This is a genomic window from Polaromonas sp. C04 (assembly GCF_002002705.1).
In the GTDB taxonomy this organism is placed as follows: domain Bacteria; phylum Pseudomonadota; class Gammaproteobacteria; order Burkholderiales; family Burkholderiaceae_C; genus Rhodoferax_A.
In genome coordinates, this window is sequence record NZ_MUNS01000039.1 from 72,584 (window position 1) to 93,356 (window position 20,773).

The 20,773-nt window shown below is 65.5% G+C and carries 18 protein-coding genes; 10 read left to right on the plus strand and 8 right to left on the minus strand.

The features are described 5' to 3' along the window. Nucleotides 1-4: 4 nt before the first annotated feature. Both B0E49_RS15785 and B0E49_RS15790 read right to left on the minus strand, forming a co-directional pair. Nucleotides 5-2,131, minus strand: a complete 2,127-nt coding sequence (locus B0E49_RS15785) for a cytochrome c biogenesis protein ResB (RefSeq protein WP_077563196.1) — start codon at nucleotides 2,129-2,131, stop codon at nucleotides 5-7. A gap of 167 nt (nucleotides 2,132-2,298) precedes the next feature. Continuing rightward, nucleotides 2,299-2,952, minus strand: a complete 654-nt coding sequence (locus B0E49_RS15790; RefSeq protein WP_077563197.1) for a c-type cytochrome — start codon at nucleotides 2,950-2,952, stop codon at nucleotides 2,299-2,301. A gap of 84 nt (nucleotides 2,953-3,036) precedes the next feature. Between B0E49_RS15790 and yihA the strand changes: the two genes are divergently transcribed. Then, entirely contained in the window at nucleotides 3,037-3,807 is a 771-nt protein-coding gene (gene yihA, locus B0E49_RS15795; protein WP_077563198.1) for a ribosome biogenesis GTP-binding protein YihA/YsxC, read from the plus strand. 52 nt (nucleotides 3,808-3,859) lie between these two features. Then, complete coding sequence (locus B0E49_RS15800; protein ID WP_077563200.1) at nucleotides 3,860-4,795, plus strand: alpha/beta fold hydrolase; 936 nt, start codon at nucleotides 3,860-3,862, stop codon at nucleotides 4,793-4,795. Between the two features lie 70 nt (nucleotides 4,796-4,865). On the opposite strand, the gene B0E49_RS15805 is transcribed toward B0E49_RS15800, so the two are convergent. Continuing rightward, nucleotides 4,866-5,738 (minus strand): lysophospholipid acyltransferase family protein, encoded by an 873-nt coding sequence (locus B0E49_RS15805; protein WP_077563202.1) that lies wholly within the window; start codon nucleotides 5,736-5,738, stop codon nucleotides 4,866-4,868. Further along, complete coding sequence (locus B0E49_RS15810; protein WP_077563204.1) at nucleotides 5,735-6,574, minus strand: lysophospholipid acyltransferase family protein; 840 nt, start codon at nucleotides 6,572-6,574, stop codon at nucleotides 5,735-5,737. Before B0E49_RS15810 ends, B0E49_RS15805 begins: the two co-directional genes overlap by 4 nt. Nucleotides 6,575-6,755: 181 nt before the next feature. Between B0E49_RS15810 and metK the strand changes: the two genes are divergently transcribed. The 3 genes from metK (at nucleotide 6,756) to groL (ending at nucleotide 10,158) form a co-directional block, all read left to right on the plus strand. After that, nucleotides 6,756-7,937 (plus strand): methionine adenosyltransferase, encoded by a 1,182-nt coding sequence (metK, locus tag B0E49_RS15815; RefSeq protein WP_077563206.1) that lies wholly within the window; start codon nucleotides 6,756-6,758, stop codon nucleotides 7,935-7,937. A gap of 225 nt (nucleotides 7,938-8,162) precedes the next feature. Further along, the gene (groES, locus tag B0E49_RS15820; protein ID WP_077563207.1) at nucleotides 8,163-8,453 is read left to right on the plus strand and encodes a co-chaperone GroES; all 291 of its coding nucleotides are present in this window, start codon (nucleotides 8,163-8,165) and stop codon (nucleotides 8,451-8,453) included. Nucleotides 8,454-8,502: 49 nt separating this feature from the next. Continuing rightward, complete coding sequence (gene groL / locus B0E49_RS15825; protein WP_077563209.1) at nucleotides 8,503-10,158, plus strand: chaperonin GroEL; 1,656 nt, start codon at nucleotides 8,503-8,505, stop codon at nucleotides 10,156-10,158. Nucleotides 10,159-10,239: 81 nt separating this feature from the next. Here groL and B0E49_RS15830 read toward each other — a convergent pair whose 3' ends face one another. Both B0E49_RS15830 and B0E49_RS15835 read right to left on the minus strand, forming a co-directional pair. Then, a complete protein-coding gene (locus tag B0E49_RS15830; RefSeq protein WP_077563211.1) occupies nucleotides 10,240-11,658 on the minus strand; it encodes a sensor histidine kinase in 1,419 nt (472 codons plus the stop codon). After that, a complete protein-coding gene (locus B0E49_RS15835; protein ID WP_077563213.1) occupies nucleotides 11,651-12,325 on the minus strand; it encodes a response regulator transcription factor in 675 nt (224 codons plus the stop codon). The genes B0E49_RS15830 and B0E49_RS15835 overlap by 8 nt, the downstream gene beginning before the upstream one ends. A gap of 157 nt (nucleotides 12,326-12,482) precedes the next feature. Between B0E49_RS15835 and B0E49_RS15840 the strand changes: the two genes are divergently transcribed. The 3 genes from B0E49_RS15840 to B0E49_RS15850 all read left to right on the plus strand — a co-directional run bounded on the left by B0E49_RS15840 (nucleotide 12,483) and on the right by B0E49_RS15850 (nucleotide 15,361). After that, the gene (locus B0E49_RS15840; protein WP_077563215.1) at nucleotides 12,483-13,493 is read left to right on the plus strand and encodes an ABC transporter substrate-binding protein; all 1,011 of its coding nucleotides are present in this window, start codon (nucleotides 12,483-12,485) and stop codon (nucleotides 13,491-13,493) included. 2 nt (nucleotides 13,494-13,495) lie between these two features. Next, nucleotides 13,496-14,302 carry an ABC transporter ATP-binding protein gene (locus tag B0E49_RS15845; protein ID WP_077563217.1) on the plus strand — a complete coding sequence of 269 codons (807 nt, stop codon included), beginning with the start codon at nucleotides 13,496-13,498 and terminating at the stop codon, nucleotides 14,300-14,302. A gap of 198 nt (nucleotides 14,303-14,500) precedes the next feature. Further along, nucleotides 14,501-15,361 carry an ABC transporter permease gene (locus B0E49_RS15850; RefSeq protein ID WP_077563219.1) on the plus strand — a complete coding sequence of 287 codons (861 nt, stop codon included), beginning with the start codon at nucleotides 14,501-14,503 and terminating at the stop codon, nucleotides 15,359-15,361. Nucleotides 15,362-15,442: 81 nt separating this feature from the next. Here the strand turns inward: B0E49_RS15850 and pgi are convergent, their stop codons facing one another. Next, nucleotides 15,443-17,038, minus strand: coding sequence for a glucose-6-phosphate isomerase (gene pgi, locus B0E49_RS15855; RefSeq protein WP_077563221.1), 1,596 nt, complete (start codon nucleotides 17,036-17,038; stop codon nucleotides 15,443-15,445). A gap of 2 nt (nucleotides 17,039-17,040) precedes the next feature. Then, nucleotides 17,041-17,988, minus strand: coding sequence for a transaldolase (gene tal / locus B0E49_RS15860; RefSeq protein ID WP_077563223.1), 948 nt, complete (start codon nucleotides 17,986-17,988; stop codon nucleotides 17,041-17,043). A 62-nt stretch (nucleotides 17,989-18,050) separates the two neighbouring features. On the opposite strand from tal, the gene zwf reads away from it, so the two are divergent. Continuing rightward, nucleotides 18,051-19,517 (plus strand): glucose-6-phosphate dehydrogenase, encoded by a 1,467-nt coding sequence (gene zwf, locus B0E49_RS15865; protein WP_077563225.1) that lies wholly within the window; start codon nucleotides 18,051-18,053, stop codon nucleotides 19,515-19,517. 157 nt (nucleotides 19,518-19,674) lie between these two features. Further along, nucleotides 19,675-20,535: a MurR/RpiR family transcriptional regulator gene (locus B0E49_RS15870; RefSeq protein WP_077563227.1), complete on the plus strand. Its 861-nt coding sequence runs from the start codon at nucleotides 19,675-19,677 to the stop codon at nucleotides 20,533-20,535. Nucleotides 20,536-20,773: the final 238 nt, after the last annotated feature.

A 20,773-nucleotide genomic window follows, 5' to 3' on the forward strand; every position in this document is an offset into this window, starting at 1 on the left:
GTCCTTAGTCCTTTGCACCAATCAGTTTGTGCTTCAAATGATCGAACTCGCGATCGCCGTCCATGGTCTTGCGATTGGTCGACAGCGCCATGGTCGCGTGCGCCTTGTCGCCCTGCGGCGTGATCCAGACCCAGAGCCGGCGTTCGCGCACGTAGAGCATCGAGAACACGCCAAAAATCAGCAGGGCGCAGCCCAGATACACAATATTCTTGCCGGGCGCGCGGGCCACCTGGAACACGCTGGCCTGCACCTGCTTGAAATCCTTCAGCGCAAACGCCATGGGCGCAGGATACAGCTGCGCGTCGCTCAACGAAAGCACCGCCTGCGTCATGAAACTCTGCGTCTTCTCGCCAGGCACCAGCGCCGGCAAGCCGGCGCGCTCGCGCGTGATCTGTTCCAGCTCGAACAAGGTGCCATTCAGAATCCGGATCAGCACTTCGCCGGCGCGGGCGCGCTCCGCCTGGGGCACATTGGTCTCGATGAAGTCGGACACCGCCTGCAGGCCGCCGCGGTGGCCGTCCGGGCCGCCCTTGACGTCGGCCGCGCCTGCGAACAGGGTGAGCGCGCGCGAGGCCGACGCCGCCAGCTGACGCGCCAGCTCCGGCTTGGAGGGGTCCACGGCCTGGGCCGCATAGCGCCGCACGGCCTCCTCGCGCAGCACCGGGTCGGCCAGCGCGGCGCGCAACTGCATGAACCCGTCCATGCTGCTGTGGTCATCGGCCGGCACGCGCAGGTAGCGGTAGGGTTCATCGGGCGTGTCACGCACGCCCAGCAGGAAGACCGGCACGCCGTCGCCCATGTCGACCGGCAGCATGTAGTTCTGGAATTCCCGGGCCTGGCCGGACGCATCGCGCAGCCGGTAGGTCACGCTGGGGCCGACGTTGCGCAGCGCCTTGTTGGTGGCCGACTTGTTGGCCGCCCCCAGGCTCGAATCGAGGGAGCTGCGCAAATTCACCTTGCGCACGTCGGTGCCGGTGCCGCCAGCCGCCCCGTCGCCAAAATTCTCCACGTTGATCACGCGCAGGCCGGTGTACTCCAGCGTGAGCTTGTCGTTGCCCTGGCCCTGGCCTTTCGTGAGCTGGGACGAGCCGCCGATCACGCCCTCGATCTGGAACGGCTTGGTGGCCGCATTCATGGGCAGCGCCTGCAGCTTGACGCTGGAGCCGCCATCGTCAAAGCTGGACTGGTAGATCTCGACCCCGTCGTACTTGAACGGGTGATTCACCTCGATGCGGGCAGGCGTGGTCTGGCCCGTGGCCTTGTCGCGAATCACGACATCGCTGGCAAACAGCTTGGGCATGCCGGTCGAGTAGTACTCGACGATGAATTTCTTCAGCTCGATCGCAAACGGCAGGTCCTGCAGCACGATGCCGTCGGCCTGGTTGATGACCGCGGTGCTGGCCTGCTGGCCCTCGGCCACCAGCAAATTGCCGCGGAACGCCAGATTGTTGGAGGGCAGCCGGTGCTGCGGCTTCACGTCGGCAATCAGCCCGCCGCCGGTGTAGAGCGACTTGCCGGCCATCCACATCTGGGCCCGCACGACCAGGTCGCCATCGAGCAGCCCGCCCACGCACACCAGCACGATGGCGCTGTGGGCCGCGATGTAGCCCAGCTTGTTGATGGAGCCCGCCTTGGCCGCCACCATCCAGCCATTGCTGCGCTGTTGCAGCTTGACCTTCCAGCCGCCGCCCGCCAGTGTCTTGCCGACGCGTTGGGCCGCTGCTTCGGCCCCCTCGTCCAGCGCCGCTTCGGCCCGGTGGCCGAACGCCTGCAGGCTCTGCTCGCGGATGTCTTCCTTGTAGACCTTGAGGTCGGCCAGAATCTTGGGCGTATTGCGGGCAATGCACAGCGAAGTGCTGATCACCAGAAAGGCCAGGATCAGCAGGAACCACCAGGCGCTGTAGACCGAGTAAAGGTTGACCGCAGCAAAGACTTCGGCCCAGAACGGGCCGAATTGATTGACGTAGTTGCCGATGGGTTCGTGCTGCTTGAGCACGGTGCCGATGACGGACGCGATGCAGATGATTGTCAGCAGCGAGATCGAAAAGCGCATCGACGACAGCAACTCGACGGCGGCGCGCAGCACGGGCGAGCGGGTCTTGACACGGAGTCCGTGGGTGGAAACTGACATAGAGGTGGATTGTCGGTGACTCAAGCAGCAAGGGCGAGGCTATCCGCAGATAGGCCCGCCCCCGTCAGGGTTTGTTATTGGATGGCGACAGGCCGCCATAGGTTCCAGCACGACATCAGCGAATTGTTCAACCCAAGAACAAATCGCCCGCTCCCGTCCTCAAAAAATCAACGCAGGCCGGCAATATAGTCGGCCAGCGCCTTGATTTCGCGGTCATTGAGCTTGGCGGCCACCTCGGACATGGGCAGGCTGTTCTTGCGCACGCCATCGCGAAACGCCGTGAGCTGCGCCGCGGTGTACTCGGCTTGCTGCCCGCTCAGGCGCGGATACTGGGAGGGAATGCCGGCGCCGTTGGGGCTGTGGCAGCCGGCACACGCCGGGATATGGCGGTCGGAATTGCCGCCGCGGTAAAGGTGCTCGCCGATCGCCACCAGATCCTTGTCCTTGGCAAATCCCGGCTTTTCCTTGTTCGAGGTGAGCCAGTAGGCGATGTTTTTCATGTCGTCATCGGACAGGGTGGCCGCCATGCCGGACATGATGGGGTTGGCGCGCTTGCCCGACTTGAAATCCTGCAGCTGTTTGATCAGGTACTCGGGGTGTTGCTGCGCCAGCTTGGGGTTGGCGGCAATGCTCGAATTGCCGTCGGCGCCGTGGCAGGCCGCGCACACCGCCCCATAACTGGCCGCGCCCTTGACCAGGTCGGGCTTGGCGACCACTGCGGTGGCCGCCGCGGGAGCGGCAGACGCGTCGTCCGCAGCGAAGCTGGAAAGAGCGGGTGCTGCCAGCACGGCAGTCATCAACAAGGAGGCGAGCAACTTCATATGGGGAGGTCTGTTTATTTGCGCAAAACTGGCTGATTCTACAATGAGGGTGCGTCTGTCCTTCCGGGCGGCCCCTCAAGATCGATGACTATCACCTCCACACCGCACGCCCCCAAGGCCGCCGCGGGCCGCCCCGGCCCGCCTCCCCCGCTACCGGCGGACAGCAAAACGCCCGCCGTCATTGCGTCGGGCTGGCTGCACACCGCCAAATTCCTGACCACCGCGCCGCAGCTGCACCACCTGCCGGCGCTGGACGTGCCAGAAATTGCCTTTGTCGGGCGCTCCAATGCCGGCAAATCCACCTGCATCAACACCCTGACGCAGCAAAAGCAGCTGGCCTATGCCTCGAAAAAACCGGGCCGCACCCAGCACATCAACCTGTTCTCCTTGGGCAAGCAGGGCGTGACCGACGCCGTGCTGGCCGACCTGCCGGGCTACGGCTACGCGGCCGTGCCCAAGCAGGACAAGATCCGCTGGCAGCAGGTGATGGCCAACTACCTGGTGACGCGCGAGAACCTGGTCGGCATCGTGCTCTTGTGCGATCCGCGTCACGGGTTGACCGAACTCGACGAGATCCTGCTCGACGTGATCCGCCCGCGCGTCGAAGCCGGCCTGAAATTCCTGGTGCTGCTGACCAAGGCCGACAAGCTCACGCGCGCCGAAGGTGCCAAGGTGCTGTCCATTGTGCGACTGCAGGCCGGCGGCGGCGAGGTCAAACTGTTCTCCGCGCTCAAGAAGCAGGGCGTGGACGAGGCGAGCCAATTGCTGTGGCAGTGGGCGCACCCGGCCGGCACCACACCCGCGACTCCCGCGCCGCCCAAAAACCCTGCGCTTGAGGGTGAAACCGACGCCTAGCCCTTGATCCACGGGCACTGGCAGCTACTGGATTTATAGCAAGACGAGCCCCATGATCGACACGTTTCTGCAACCCCTGCCGCACGGCATCACCCTGAGCTGCCGCGCCACTGGCCTGCGCGGACGCCCCGTGCTGATGTTTTTGCACGGCTTTCCCGAAGCCGCCTTTGTCTGGGACGAACTGTTGCTGCACTTCGCCCGGCCCGAGAACGGCGGCTACCGCTGCGTGGCACCGAACCTGCGCGGCTTCGAGAAATCCAGCGCGCCCATGGAGGTCAGCGCCTACCGCCCCAAGCACCTGGTGCAGGACATCGCGGCGCTGATCGCGCTGGAAACCGCCACCGCGGGCGGCGCGCTGGCCTGCCTGGTGGCGCACGACTGGGGCGGCGCGGTGGCCTGGAACCTGGCGAACCAGCGGCCCGAACTCACGAAAACGCTGGCCATCGTCAATTCGCCGCATCCCGGCACGTTTTTGCGCGAGCTGCAGACCAATCCGAAACAGCAGGCCGCCAGCGCCTACATGAACTTCCTGATTCGCCCCGACGCGGAGCAGCGGCTAGCGGAGAACGACTTCGAGCGCCTGTGGCCCTTCCTGACCAATGGCCCCAGCGGCGGCGCCGCGTCCTGGCTCACCGAATCGGTGAAGAATCAGTACCGCGCCGTCTGGGGCCCGCGCGCCGATGGCGGCAGCGGCTTGACGGGCGGCTGCAACTACTACCGCGCCTCGCCGCTGCGCCCGCCCCGGCCCGGGGACCCGGCCGCCGCCAGCGTGACCTTGCCGCGCGAGATGCTGACCGTCGCGCTGCCGACCCTCGTGGTCTGGGCGCTGGACGACATCGCCCTGCCGCCCGAGTTGATCGACGGGCTCGGCGACTACGTCGCAGACCTGACGCTGCACACCGTGGCAGGGGCCACGCACTGGATCGTGCACGAGCAGCCGCATCGGGTGGCTCAGTACCTGCACGACTTTTTACTACAAAATAGATAGCGAAGTGCGCAGGCAGGGTAAGGGCTACAGGCCTTAAATGCTCAATAATTGAGAAAGCCGGCGCGACCTGTCAATACACTGACGGCTCACCCGGCGGGCGCGTCTTGAAGCGCTTGTGCACCCAGTAGTACTGCTCGGGCATGGTGTCGATGTAGTCCTGCAGGCGCCGGTTCATCAGGGCCGTGTCGGCCACCACGTCGTCGCTCGGAAAGTCCAGCCAGGCCGGCAGCACCCGCGTCTCGTAGCCCTGCGCCGTGATGCGCGTGATGACCGGCACCACCTTGGCGCGCCCGAGCCGGGCAAAGCGCGACAGCGAGGGCACGGTGGCGGCCTGCACGCCATAGAAGGGCACGAAGATCGACTCCTGCGGCCCGAAATTCATGTCGGGCAGCAGATACAGCGGCTCGCCCGCGCGCAGGCTGGCCACGATGGTCTTGGTCCCGTCGAACCGGGTGAACAGCCGCGCGTTGCCAAAGCGCCGGCGCCCTTGCGAGATCCAGTCGTCGACGATCTCGTTGCGCTGCGGCGTGACGATGGTGTTGAAATTGCGCGGCACCTGCTGCGACAGGGCCGTGGCGCCGGCGTCCATGCCCAGAAAATGCGGTGCAAAGATCAGGGTCGGCGCGTCGCCGGCTAGCTGCGCCACCTCCCCCGTGAGCTTGAGCCGCCTGAGCGTGACCTGCGGGCTCGCGTGCCAGAGCCAGCTGCGATCCAGCCAGGTCTGCGCAAAATAAATGAAGTTTTGCAGCACCAGCGCCCGCCGTTGCTGCGCAGTATGCTCCGGAAAACAGAGCATCAGGTTGGTGCTGGCAACGCGCCGGCGCGGCACCGCGAGCACATACAGCACGCAGCCCATGCCCCAGCCCAGGGCACGGATCCACGCCAGCGGCAGCCGGCTGAGCCCGCGCATGAACCATATTCCGCCATGACTTGCAATCTTCATACGTCCAAAGTTTCCTTGCGCGGCTGCTTGTAGCGCGCGTAACCCCACAGGTACTGCTGGGGGCACTCGCGTACCAGCTGCTCCATCTCCCCGTTGATCTGCAGCACGGCCTGCGCCAGGTCCGGCGCCAGCGGCCGGGCCAGGCCGCGAAAGTGCAGACGATAACCCCGGCCCCAGGCCAGCCGCTCGCCCCAGGCCAGCAGCACGGTGGCGCCGCCCTGCTGCGCCAGCCGTGCGGCCAGCGTCATGGTGTACGCCTCGCGGCCAAAAAATGGCGCCCACAGGCCCTGGCCCTCGGGCGGCACCTGGTCGGGCAGCAGTCCCACGGCCTGGCCGCGGCGCATGGCCTTGAGCATCTTGCGCACGCCCGCCAGCGTGGTGGGCGCGGTATCCAGGCCCGGCCGATGGCGCGAGGACGCCACCACCTCGGCCAGCCAGGGCTGGCGCGCCGGGCGGAACATCACGGTCAACAGGCCGTATTGCGCGCCATAGCGCGCGGCCACGGCCTGCGCCGTAACTTCAAAACAGCCGATATGCGGGGTCAGGAACACGATCCCGTGCCCGGCCTGATAAGCCGCCTCGATACAGGCCTCGTTGTCCCATTCCAGGCGCACCGGGCCGCCCAGCCACAGGCGCGGCAACTCCGACACCATGCGGCCGGCGTGGCCCACCGCCTGGCGGACGTCGCGCAAACGGTAGCCGGCCTGTGCCAGATTGGCCAGGAAGCGGCGGCGGTAGGTGGGTGAGGCCAGGAAGGTCAGCCAGCCCATCCACCAACCCAGGAGATGCAGTAGCCATAGCGGCAATATGGACAGGACGCGGAACAGGAAAAGCATGGGTTGACTACAATGCGGGGGTCGCTGAGTTACTGAACAACTTGCAGGGCGACCAGGGCCAGCCAGTATAGAGAAGCGGCGGGCCCGTTAAATAAGTCTGCTAAAGCGTTCGCCAGGGGGCTCCAAAGCCAGAGGCAACGCAACAACGTATGGCCACTCGCAACACAGGAGCTTAAACACAATGGCGAACGACTTCCTTTTCACCTCCGAATCCGTCTCCGAAGGTCACCCCGACAAGGTGGCCGACCAGATCTCGGATGCCATCCTCGATGCGGTCTTCAAACAGGACCCGCTGTCGCGTGTGGCCGCCGAGACGCTGACCAACACCGGCCTGGTGGTGCTGGCCGGCGAGATCACCACCAACGCGCACGTCGACTACATCCAGGTCGCGCGCGACACCATCAAACGCATCGGCTACGACAACACCGAGTACGGCATCGACTATCGTGGCTGCGCCGTGCTGGTCGCCTACGACAAGCAGAGCAACGACATCGCCCAGGGCGTGGACCGCGCCAGCGACGATCACCTGAACACCGGCGCCGGCGACCAGGGCCTGATGTTCGGCTACGCCTGCAACGAAACCCCCGAGCTGATGCCCGCGCCGATCTATTACGCGCACCGCCTGGTCGAGCGCCAGGCGCAGTTGCGCAAGGACGGCCGCCTGCCCTTTTTGCGGCCCGACGCGAAGAGCCAGGTGACGATGCGCTACGTGGACGGCAAGCCGCACTCCATCGACACCGTGGTGCTGTCGACGCAGCACAGCCCCGACCAGAGCGAGACCCCGACGAAGATGAAGGCCTCGTTCACCGAAGCCATCATCGAGGAAATCATCAAGCCGGTGCTGCCCAGGGAGTGGTTGAAGGAAACCCGCTACCTGGTGAACCCGACCGGCCGCTTCGTCATCGGCGGCCCGCAGGGCGACTGCGGCCTGACCGGGCGCAAGATCATCGTCGACACCTATGGCGGCGCCTGCCCGCACGGCGGCGGCGCGTTCTCCGGCAAGGACCCGACGAAGGTCGACCGCTCGGCCGCCTATGCCGCCCGTTACGTGGCCAAGAACATCGTGGCCGCCGGCCTGGCGCGGCAATGCCAGATCCAGGTGGCCTACGCGATCGGCGTGGCCAAGCCCATGAACGTGACGGTCTACACCGAAGGCACCGGGGTCATCTCCGACGAGAAAATCGCCGCGCTGATCAACGAGCACTTCGATCTGCGCCCCAAGGGCATCATCCAGATGCTGGATCTGCTGCGCCCGATCTACGAAAAGACCGCCGCCTATGGCCACTTTGGCCGCGAGGAGCCCGAGTTCAGCTGGGAACGCACTGACAAGGCCAAGGTGCTGCGGGCCGCCGCGGGCCTGTAACCGCTCCTGCGCTGCCTTGAAAGCCGCCCCTTGGGCGGCTTTCTTTTTGCGCTTGCGGGCCCTGTGGACTTGAAATCGGCACAAAAGCCCGTATCATTAGCACTCGTAGGAGATGAGTGCTAACAGCCATCCTGGCCTGCACCGGCTCCACAAATTCATGGGCACTGACTTCTGGCTGGTGCCTTTTGATGTTCCAACCCTATTGTTTCAAAACAAGGAGATGCAATGAAACTTCGTCCTCTGCACGACCGCGTGATCGTCAAACGCGTTGAAAGCGAAACCAAGACCGCCTCGGGCATCGTGATCCCCGACAACGCCGCCGAAAAACCCGATCAGGGAGAAGTGCTGGCCGTGGGCCCGGGCAAAAAGAACGACAAGGGCGATCTGAGCCCGATGGCCGTCAAGGTCGGCGACCGCGTGCTGTTTGGCAAATACAGCGGCCAGACCGTCAAGGTCGATGGCGACGAACTGCTTGTCATGAAAGAAGAAGACCTGTTTGCGGTCGTCGAGAAGTAATTTCTCGCTCTTTCACACGTTATCAATCAACTGAATCTGGAGAATCAACATGGCAGCAAAAGACGTCATTTTCGGCGGCGAAGCCCGCGCGCGCATGGTCGAGGGTGTGAACATCCTGGCCAATGCGGTCAAGGTCACCCTGGGCCCCAAAGGTCGCAATGTGGTGCTTGAGCGTTCGTTCGGCGCCCCCACCGTGACCAAGGACGGTGTGTCCGTGGCCAAGGAAATCGAACTGAAGGACAAGCTGCAGAACATGGGCGCGCAGATGGTCAAGGAAGTCGCGTCCAAGACCTCTGACAATGCTGGCGACGGCACCACCACCGCCACCGTGCTGGCCCAGGCCATCGTGCACGAAGGCATGAAGTACGTGGCCGCCGGCATGAACCCGATGGACCTCAAGCGCGGTATCGACAAGGCCGTGGTCGCTTTGGTCGAACAGCTGAAGAAGGCCTCCAAGGCCACCACCACCTCCAAGGAAATTGCCCAGGTCGGCTCGATTTCCGCCAACTCCGACGAATCCATCGGCAAGATCATTGCCGATGCGATGGACAAGGTTGGCAAGGAAGGCGTGATCACCGTGGAAGACGGCAAGAGCCTGGACAACGAACTCGACGTCGTTGAAGGCATGCAGTTCGACCGCGGCTACCTGTCGCCCTACTTCATCAACAACCCCGAAAAGCAGTCCGCGCTGCTGGACAACCCGTTCGTGCTGCTGTTCGACAAGAAGATCAGCAACATCCGCGACCTGCTGCCCACGCTCGAGCAAGTCGCCAAGGCCGGCCGTCCGCTGCTCATCATTGCCGAAGAAGTCGAGGGCGAAGCCCTGGCCACGCTGGTGGTCAACACCCTGCGTGGCATCCTGAAGGTCGTGGCTGTCAAGGCCCCGGGCTTCGGCGATCGCCGCAAGGCCATGCTGGAAGACATCGCGATCCTGACCGGCGGCAAGGTCATCGCCGAAGAAGTCGGCATGACGCTGGAAAAAGTCACGCTGGCTGACCTGGGCCAGGCCAAGCGCATCGAAGTGGGCAAGGAAAACACTACCATCATCGATGGCGCCGGCGAAGCCAAGGACATCGAAGCCCGCGTCAAGCAGGTGCGCGTGCAGATCGAGGAAGCCACCTCCGACTACGACCGCGAAAAGCTGCAGGAGCGTGTTGCGAAACTCGCCGGCGGCGTGGCCGTGATCAAGGTCGGTGCGACCACCGAGATCGAGATGAAGGAAAAGAAGGCCCGCGTCGAAGACGCCCTGCACGCCACGCGCGCTGCGGTGGAAGAAGGCATCGTGGCCGGTGGCGGCGTGGCGCTGCTGCGCGCCAAGCAGGCCGCAGGCACCATCAAGGGTGACAACGCCGACCAGGACGCCGGCATCAAGCTGGTGCTCAAGGCCATCGAATCCCCGCTGCGCGAAATCGTCTACAACGCCGGTGGCGAAGCCTCCGTGGTGGTCAACGCCGTGCTGAACGGCAAGGGCAACTATGGCTTCAACGCGGCCAACGACACCTATGGCGACATGATCGAAATGGGCATTCTGGACCCGACCAAGGTGACGCGCACCGCGCTGCAGAACGCAGCCTCCGTGGCCTCGCTGATGCTGACGACCGAAGCCATGGTGGCCGAGGCGCCGAAGGACGAGTCTGGCGCTGGCGGCGGCGGCATGCCTGGCGGCATGGGTGGCATGGGCGGCATGGGCGACATGGGCATGTAATCCCCCTGACCGACTTCGCTGGCCCGGCCAGCGAAGCAGGCCACAGAAGCCCCCGCAGGTTGCACGACCTGCGGGGGCTTTTTACATGGGGACGCCCGCGGGAAAGCGCACCGTCACGAGCAGGCCGTGCGCCTCGTGCGGGTTGGCGGCGAGCTGGACCGTGGCGCCGAACGCGCGCGCGATCTCCTGCACGATCGCCAGTCCCAGCCCCGTGCCCTCGGTGTCCTGCGAGACGCGGTAAAAGCGCTCGAACACGCGCTCCATCGCCTCGGCCGGGATGCCCGGCCCGTTGTCTTCCACCGTGAGTTCGACGACCGCGCCGGCAAGGCGCACCCCCACCGTCACGCGCCCGCCGTCCTGGGTGTAGCGCAGCGCGTTCTCCAGCAGGTTGCCCACCAGCGCATCGAGCAGCGCGGGTTGCGCCTGCACCGCCGCACTGCCCGCAGCCTGCGGCGCGTCCAGCCCCAGGTCGATATGGCGCCGGTCCGCCAGCGCCGCCAGCTGCTCCACGCTGCGCAGCGCCGCCGCGGCGAGATCGACCTGCTGCAGCCGTGTGTGTGCATCGCCATGCTCGGCCTGCGCCAGCAGCAGCAGCTTGTTCGTCACGTCCACCAGCCGGCGGTTGCTGGTCTGCATGGCGAGCCACAGCGCATCCATGTCGGCGCGGCGCGTCTCCCAGTTCTGCCGGTGCGCTCGCGTGTAGCGCGCGTACTCGATCTGCGAGGCCTGTAGCGCCAGCGGCGTGCGCAGCTGGTGCGCCGCATCGGCGATAAAGCGCCGCTGCGCCTCGGAGTGCATCCTGAGCTGGCGCACGAACCGGTTGATGGTGTCGGCCACCGGGCGCAGCTCCGTGTGCAGCGCATGCGCATCCACCACGAAGTCCAGGTGCAGCGGGTCGCGCTGCGCGAGCTGGCGGCTCAACCGCACGACCGGGCGCAGCTCCCAGGTCAGCGCCAGCGTCGTCAGCACGATGGCCAGCACCAGCGCGACCAGCAAATACTCCATGGACGGCCACCACAAGGTGCGCAGCATCTGGTCGCGGCTGCCGGTGGTCTTGCCGACCGCAATCGTGACATCCTGCGCGCCGCCCACGTCGTACATCGAGCGCTGGGTGATCACCGCGCGCACCGGGAGGCCGTCGAACGTGGCGTCATACCACTGCGCCCGGTCCACCCCTTCGAGTCGCCGTGACGGCGGCATGGGAAAACCCGGCGAGCCTGCCAGCAGCCGGCCATCGGCACCCGTCACACTCAAGAAGACCCGGTCGCGGGCGGGCGAGACGAACAGACTGAGCGCCGCCGGCGGCACGCTGGCCCGGATGTCGTCGCCTTCCCAGATCAGCCGGTCCGACAACACCTTGGCCGAGGCCAGCAGGTCGTGGTCCTGCACGTAATCGGCCACCTCCGCCGCGTTTTGCCAGTTGAGATAGCCGCAGACCGCCACGAACACCGACAGCGGCAGCAGCAGCCACGCCGCCAGGCGCAGGCGCAGGCTAGCCATCGTCACGCGTGCGCAGCAGGTAGCCGACGCCGCGCAGGGTGATGATGGTGGCCTGGCTGGCCTCGAGTTTCTTGCGCAGGCGGTGCACGTAGAGCTCCAGCGCGTCGGCACTGGGCTCGTCGTCCAGATCGAACAGGCCGTCGATCAGCGTCTGTTTGGGCACCGTGCTGCCGCTCCGGAGCATCAACGTCTCCAACAGCGTGCGCTCGCGCGGCGGCAGCGCCAGTTCACGCCCGGCCAGCGCGAACTGGCGCGTGCGCAGGTCGTAGCGCAGGTCGCCGCAGCTCATGTCATTGGCCTTGCCCGGCACCTGGCGGCGCACCAGCGCCTTGATGCGCGCCACCAGCTCGCGGGCTTCAAACGGCTTGACCAGATAGTCGTCGGCGCCGATTTCCAGACACTGCACCTTCTGGTCGAGCGAGGCGGCCGCGGTCAGGATCAGCACCGGCACCTCGTCGCGCCGCTCGCGCAGCCGCCGCAGCACGCCCTTGCCCGACAGGCGCGGGATGTTCAGGTCCAGCAGCACCACGTCGTAGCGCGCCTGCTGCAGCTGGCGGTCGGCCGCATCCCCGTCCTCCATGTGGTCCACCACGAAATCCTGCTCGCGCAGCAGGCTGGCCAGCCAGTGGGCCAGCTGCAGGTTGTCTTCGATGAGCAGGAGCTTCATGGGAAAGGCGGCTCGGTCAATTTTACAAACTAGGGATAACCATGAGAAATTTCACCAGCGGGCGAAAGCTGCCCGAAAGATGGCATTTCCTAGACTGGCAGGGTCCTGCGGCGCCAGTGCTCGCAGTCCTTGTTCATCACTCAGGAGATTACACACCATGCGTCCTTCACGCCGTACCCTGCTCACCGCCGCCCTTTGCACGGCCCTGGCCGCCGCCGCTCCCCTCGCCCAGGCCGCCGATGCGCCCATCACCATCATGGTGGGCGGCATCAACAAGATCATCTACCTGCCGGCCAAGCTGACCGAGGCGCTGGGCTACTTCAAGGACGCCGGCCTGAACGTGGAGCTGCAGTCGCAGCCCGCCGGCGTAGACGCCGAAAACCAGCTGATCGCCGGCGCGGTGCAGGGCGTGGTGGGCTTTTACGACCACACCATCGACCTGCAGAGCAAGGGCAAGGAAGTCCAGGCGATCGCGGTGTTCTGCAAGGTGCCCGGTGAGGTGGAACTGGTCTCGACCAAGGCAGCGCCCACCTTCAAGTCGATGGCCGACGCCAAGGGCAAGACGCTGGGCGTGACCGGACTGGGCTCGTCCACCGATTTCCTGACCCGCTACCTGGCGGACCGCCAGGGCGTCGCCTCGAAGGATTATTCGCTCTTGCCGGTGGGCGCGGGCAACTCCTTCATCGCCGCCATCAAGCAGGACCGCATCCAGGCCGGCATGACGACCGAGCCCACCGTGTCGCAGATGCTCAAGACCGGCGACGCCCAGGTGCTGGTGGACCTGCGCACCGAAGAGGGCACCAAGGCGGCGCTGGGCGGCCTGTACCCGGCGGCCAGCCTGTACGTGCAAAACACCTGGGCCGAAGCGCACAAGGAGCAGGCCTCCAGGCTGGCGCAGGCCTTCGCGCGCACCATGGCCTATATCCACACGCACACGGCGGAGCAGATTGCCGAACTGGTGCCGCGCGACTACTACGGCAGCGACAAGGCGCTGTACGTGCAGGCGCTGAAATCCTCGCTGCCGATGTTCACCAGCGACGCGCGCATGCCGGCCGGCGGCCCGGAAACGGTGCTCAAGGTGCTCGCCACCTACAAGCCGCTGGTCAAGAGCAAGAACATCGACCTGTCCAAGACCTACACCAATGCCTATCTGGCAGCTCCCAAGTAATCATGAAAAACGACCTGCCGGCCAGCGCCGGAAACACCCCGGCGATCGACTTCCGCGATGTCTCGCTGCGCTTCATCTCCGCGGACGGCAACGCCACGGTGGCATTGCGCAACTTCACCATGTCGGTGGCGCGCGGCGAATTTGTCGCCATCGTCGGCCCCACCGGCTGCGGCAAGTCGACCACGCTGAACATGATCACCGGCCTGTTGCGCCCCACCGTGGGCGAGGTGGCCGTCATGGGCCAGCCGGTGCAGGGCATCGACCCGCGCATCGGCTTCGTGTTCCAGGCCGACGCGGTGTTCCCGTGGCGCAGCGTGGCGGACAACGTGGCGGCCGGTCCGCTGTTTCGCGGCATGCCGAAGAAACAGGCTCACGAGCTGGCCGCGGACTGGATTGCACGCGTGGGCCTGGACACGTTCGGCAACCATTACCCGCACCAGCTCTCGGGCGGCATGCGCAAGCGCGTGGCGCTGGCGCAGACCTTCATCAACAGCCCCGAGATCCTGCTGATGGACGAGCCCTTTTCGGCGCTCGACATGCAGACCCGCACGCTGATGCAGGACGAGTTGCTGCAGCTGTGGTCGGGCACGGGCGGCTCGGTGGTGTTCGTCACGCACGACCTGGAGGAAGCCATCGCGCTGGCCGACCGCGTGTTTGTGCTGTCGGCGCGCCCGGCCACGCTCAAGCGCGTGTACGAGATCGACCTGCCGCGCCCGCGCGTCATGTCCGAGGTGCGCTACGACCCGCACTTCATCGAGCTCTCCAAACACATCTGGGCCGACTTGCGCGAAGAAGTCGTAATTCATTGATACACCCCCGTTGCTTGCTCACTTCGTGTAGCCGCCTCCCCCCTCAAGGGGGCGCTACCAGCGGCCCGGCAAAGCCGGTTCCGCGGTAGCCCACGAACGGGCTTCGCTTCGCTTGCCGGTGTGACGCGCGGGATACCGGCGAAGCACGGCGCATTATTTTAAGAAAGGCTTCTCATGAATGCCATTGCCACATCTGCCATGAGTCCGGGCCACCAGGCCCTGCCCGCCTCCCTCAGCGACGAGGCGCTGGCGCGCGAATCCGTGGTCGCGCAAGCGGCCATCCGCCGGCACCGCTTCGTGATCATCGGCCTGCGCATCGCGGTGCTGGTGCTGGTGCTGGGCGGCTGGGAGCTGAGCGCCAACCTGAAGTGGATCGACCCCTTCTTTTACTCCCAGCCCTCGCTGATCTGGGCGCAGATCGTCGAATGGATTCGCGACGGCACCTCGCAGGGCCCGCTGTGGGTGCAGGTGGCCGTGACGCTGGAGGAGACCGTGATCGGTTTCCTGATCGGCGGCATCGGCGGCATCATCTGCGGCATCCTGCTGGGCCGCAACAAGCTGCTGGCCGACGTGTTCAGCCTGTACATCCAGATCGCCAACTCGATCCCGCGCGTGGTGCTCGGCTCGGTGTTCGTCATCGCGCTCGGGCTGGGCATGGCCTCCAAGGTGGCGCTGGCCGTGGTGATGGTGTTCTTCGTCGTGTTCGGCAACGCCTTCCAGGGCGTGCGCGAGGCCGACAAGTACCTGATCGCGAACGCGCGCATCCTCGGCGCGTCCAAGCGCCAGCTCACCACCTCGGTGGTGATTCCGTCGGCGATGTCGTGGATTCTGGCGAGCCTGCATGTGAGCTTCGGCTTTGCCCTGGTGGGTGCCGTGGTGGGCGAATTCCTCGGTGCCAAGCAGGGCATGGGCCTGCTGATCTCCACCGCGCAGGGTGCGTTCAACGCCAGTGGCGTGTTCGCCGCGATGATCGTGCTCGCGGCGGTCGCGCTGGTGGCCGACTTCATCCTGACGCGGCTGGAAAAACGCCTGCTCAAATGGCGGCCCGCGGCGTTCTGACATTCAAAAAACGAAATCGCAAGGTTTCGTCATTCCCGCGCAGGCGGGAATGACGAAACTCACGGGGACGACGAAACGTCGTTATGGAAAGCTCAATAGCTTTTGAAGCAGGCCGGCCGTGGAGCCGTCCAGCCCCGTGCTGTCCCCCGACTGCAGCCGCGGCTCGATGTCCCGAGCCAGCACCTTGCCGAGCTCGACGCCCCACTGGTCGAAGCTGTTGATGCCCCAGACCGAGCCGCTAACAAATACGCGATGCTCCTGCAGCGCGAGCAGCGCGCCCAGACTCGCCGGCGTCAGCTCCTCTAACAGCAGGAAGGTGCTGGGGCGGTTGCCGGGAAAGTGGCGATGCCCGCCCGCGTCCATTTGGCCCAGCATCAGCGCCTGCGCCTGCGCCAGGGCGTTGGCCAGCAGCCGCTGGTGATGGCCGGCCAGGTCGTGCATCGGTTTCCTGACCGCAACAAACTCGACCGGCACCACGTCAGTGCCCTGGTGCAGCATCTGGAAATACGCGTGCTGACCATTGGTGCCGGGCTCGCCCCACACCACCGGCGAGGTGCCGAACGGCAGCGCCTGGCCCTGCAGGTCGACCCGCTTGCCGTTGCTCTCCATCTCGAGCTGCTGCAAATAGGCCGGCAGGTGCTTGAGCGCGCTGTGATAAGGCGCGATGCTGCGGCTGGTGAAGCCCAGGAAGTTGCGGTACCAGACGTCGAGCAGGCCCAGGCGCAGCGGCAGGTTCTGGTGCAGCGGCGCCGTGCGGAAGTGCTCGTCCATCGCATGCGCGCCCGCGAGAAAATCGCGAAACCCGGCGTCGCCAATGGCAATGGCAATCGGCAAACCGATGGCCGACCACAGGGAATAGCGCCCGCCCACCCAGTCCCAGAAACCGAAGGTGGTCGTGATGCCAAACTCGCGGGCCGCCGCCACGTTGGTGGTGAGCGCCGCAAAGTGGCGCGCGATGTCGGTACCGCCTTGGCGCTCGAACCAGCACCTAGCCGACTGCGCATTGGTCATGGTCTCCGCCGTGGTGAAGGTCTTGGAGGCGACCAGGAACAGCGTGCTGTAAGGCTGCAGGTGTTTGAGCACCGCGGCCAGTTCATGGCCATCCACATTCGAGACAAAGTGAAAGCGCTTGCCCGGTATCGTGAATTCATCGAGCGCGAGCACCGCCATCTGCGGCCCGAGGTCGGAGCCGCCAATGCCGATGTTGACCACGTCGGTGATGGCGTCGTCGCCTCGTACCGCCTGCGCGTAGGCCAGCATCGCATCCAGCGTGGCATGCACCTGCGCGAGTTCGTGCGCCAACCAGTTTGCTTCACTATTGATAGCTAATTGTCCATAACCAGTATGGGCTGGAGCCTGTTTTCTCAACAAATAGTGCAGCACGGCGCGCTGCTCGGTGCTGTTGATCTTCTCGCCCGCGAACATCGCATCGCGGTGCGCCTCGACGCCGCACTGGCGCGCCAACTCGAACAGCAGCGCCTGCGTGGCGGCGTCGATCAGGTTCTTCGACAGGTCGGCGAAGACGTGCGGCGCACTCTGGCTGAAAGTCGTAAATCTTTGAGGGTCGGCCGCAAAGGCGTCGCGCAGATCGAAGTCGCGGCCGCTGGACCGATACACATCCTGCAACGCCCACCAGGCGGCAGTCTGGTCACCACGTGGACGCGCCGGCACCGCCATGCTCAGGCCGCCAGGATGAGTTGCTCTAACTTCACCGCATCGGCCGCGAACGCGCGGATGCCCTCGGCCAGCTTGTCGGTGGCCATGGCGTCTTCGTTGAGCGCATAGCGAAAACCCGCCTCGTCGAAATTCACGGCCGGCAGGTCCAGCGCCTTCGCCGCCTGCGGGTCCAGCGCGCGCTCCAGGGGGGCCTTGCTGGCGGCGAGCTGCGCCAGCAGTTCGGGGCTGATGGTCAGCAGGTCGCAGCCGGCCAGCGCCACGATCTGGCCCACGTTGCGAAAGCTCGCGCCCATGATCTCTGTCGCGATGCCGAAGTGCTTGTAGTGGTTGTAGATCTGCCGCACCGACTTGACGCCAGGGTCGTTGGCGCCCGCGTTGGCAGCCTCGTCCCAGCCGGCCCCGGCGGATTTCTTGTACCAGTCGTAGATGCGGCCGACAAACGGCGAGATCAGTTGCACCCTGGCCTGGCCGCAGGCCACCGCCTGGCAGAACGAGAACAGCAGCGTGAGGTTGGTGTGAATGCCGCGCCGCTCCAGTTGCTCTGCGGCCGCGATGCCTTCCCAGGTGGCGGCCACCTTGATCAGCACGCGGTCGATGTGAATGCCTTCGGCCTGGTACAGCTCGACGATGCGCTCGGCCCGCGTGACGCTGGCGTTCGTGTCAAAGCTCAGCCGGGCGTCGACCTCGGTGGACACGCGCCCCGGAATGATGGCCAGGATCTCGGCACCAAAGCGCACCAGCAGCCGGTCCACGATTTCGTCCAGCGCACGGCCGCGGAATTGGGTGACCGTGTCGGTCAGCAGCGAGCGGTACTCGGCCTTTTGCACCGCCTTCAGAATCAGCGACGGATTGGTGGTCGCATCGCGCGGCTTGAAGGCGTCGAGCTGACGGAAATCACCGGAGTCGGCGACCACGGTGGTGAACTGTTTGAGGGCATCGAGTTGATTCATCGTTGAATTATCTTTGAAATAAAGTTACATTACAAATTCGTTTTTATGTAACTCCTCAAAAAATGTCCTTTGATCTTGTCCTGTTTGGCGGCACTGGCGACCTGGCCTGGCGCAAGCTGATGCCCGCGCTGTTCCAGGCCTTTCGCCACGGCACGCTGCCCGAGGGCGGCCGCATCATCGGCGTCGCACGCGACGATCTGACCGATGCGCAGTACCGCACCCTGATCCAGACCCGTTTCGACAGCGTGGAAGGCGCCAAACGCCCGAACGCCGAGGAGTTTGCGCGCTTTGCCGACCTGCTCCAGTTCGTGCGCATGGACCTGTCCAGGCCCGGGGACTACGCGCGCCTGGCCGAACGCCTGGGCGAGCGCGAGGCCGACACCGTGGTGATGTATGTCGCCACCGCGCCCGCGCTGTTCGCCACGACTTGCGAGCAGATTGCCGCGGCCGGCCTGAACTGGCCGAACACCCGGATCGTGCTGGAAAAGCCGCTGGGCCATGACCTGGCGTCGAACCGCGCCATCAACCGCACGGTGCTCAGCGCCTTTAACGAGCGCCAGGTGTTTCGCATCGACCACTACCTGGGCAAGCCGTCGGTGCAGAACCTGTTTGCGCTGCGCTTTGGCAACGCGCTGTTCGAGCCGCTGTGGCGGCGCGAAACGATTGCCAACATCCAGATCACGATCGCCGAAGACCTGGGCGTCGAAAAGCGCGGCGCCTTTTACGAGACGACCGGCACGCTGCGCGACATGGTGCAGAACCACGCGCTGCAGCTGCTGTGCGCCATCGGCATGGAGCCGCCCATCAACGCGCACGCCGATGCCATCCGCGACGAAAAGCTCAAGGTGCTGCGCTCGCTCGCGCCCTGGACGCCGCAGACCCTGTCGCAGCACGTGGTGCGCGGCCAGTACGCGGCCGGCAACATGGGCGGCGTGGCGGTGCCCGGCTACCGCGACGAGGCGGGCGTCAGCCATGAGAGCCGCACCGAGACCTTCGTCGCGCTGCGCACCGAGATCGCCAACTGGCGCTGGGCCGGCGTGCCGTTCTACATTCGCACCGGCAAGCGGCTGGCCTCGCGCGATGCGCACATCGAGGTGAACTTCCGGCCCACGCCGCACGCGATTTTCAAGGCGCCGCTGGGCGCGGCGAACCGTCTCGTGATCAACCTGCAGCCCAAGGATGGCCTGGAGTTGCACCTGCTCGCGCAAGGCCAGGACCACCGCCAGAACACACGAGCGTCGGCGCAATCGCTGGCGCCCGTGCAGCTCGACCTCGACTTCGACACGCGCTTCGGCGCGGAGCGCGTGGGCGCCTACGAGCGCCTGCTGCTCGACGTGATCGACGGGCGCCTCAACCTGTTCGTGCGCAGCGACGAGCAGGAGGAAGCCTGGCGCTGGGTCGAGCCGATCCTGGACTTCTGGCAGACCGACGCGCAGGGCCCGCGGCCCTACGCCGCCGGCACCTGGGGACCGAGCGCCGCCAGCGCCATGATTGCGCGCGACGGCTATTGCTGGAGTGAGGAGTGTTGAACACCCCCAGGCTGCGCGCACTGCGTGTCGCTGCGCCACCCCCCTTGCAGGGGGCAACACCAGCGGCCCGGCGGAGCCGGTTCCGCGGTGTTCCTGGCCTGGAGCACTCCGGGTTCATACCGCGCGAGTCGCGCCAGGAAGAAAAGAGGGGTTGAGCATGCTGGATCGCATCAAGGCCTCCCTGTCCTCGCTGGCGCCGGCCGAGCAGCGCGTGGGCAAGCTGGTGCTGGCCGACCCGCGCGCCTTTGCCAACCTGCCGGTGAGCGAGCTGGCCGACCGCTCGCATGTGAGCAAGCCCACGGTGATCCGCTTTTGCCGCAGCATGGGCTACGACGGGCTGTCCGACTTCAAGCTCAAGCTGGCCGGCAGCGTGAGCGAGGGCGTGCCCTTCATCCACCGCAGCGTGGATGTGGACGACAAGACCGGCGACGTGCTGGTCAAGGTGATCGACAACACGGTGGCGGCGTTCCTCAAGTACCGCAACGATGCCAGCAGCGTGGCCATTGAAAAGGCCGTTGATGCCCTGGCCCACACCTGCCAGAGCGGCAAGCGCATCGAGTTCTTCGGCGTCGGCAATTCCGGCATCGTGGCGCAGGACGCGCAGCACAAGTTTTTCCGGCTGGGCGTGAGCGCGATTGCCTACAGCGACGGCCACATGCAGGTCATGAGCGCCTCGCTCCTGGGCCCGGGCGACTGCGTGGTGGTGATCTCGAACTCGGGGCGCACGCGCGACCTGATGGACGCCTGCGACATCGCGCGCAAAAACGGCGCCATGACCATCGTGATCACCGCCAGCGGCTCGCCGCTGGCCAGCATCACCCAGCAGGCCGGGCACATCCACCTGGCGGCCGACCACCCGGAAGGCTACGACCGCTACAGCCCCATGGTGTCGCGGCTGCTGCACCTGATGATCATCGACGTGCTGGCGACCTGCGTGGCCCTGCGCATCGGCGGCGACAAGCTGCAGCCGCTGCTGCAGGGCATGAAGGACAACCTGCGCAGCAAGCGCTACACCTGAGATTTACAGGAAAATCGGGCTGCAGCCCATATGGAGTATTCGCAACCCGCTATCAACTTGATAGCACACATGTCCGATCTTCTGCCACTGGGAGGCAGCCGGGGTTGATCCTTGGTCAAACTCAGCGAGGGCCAAGCACCTGCAGGCGGTTGTTTCTTATCCGCTGCGAAAACGGCGATAGCGTGACGCGCTATCTTGCCAACTATTTCACGAAGTTGACACAAATCGACCCTCTGTG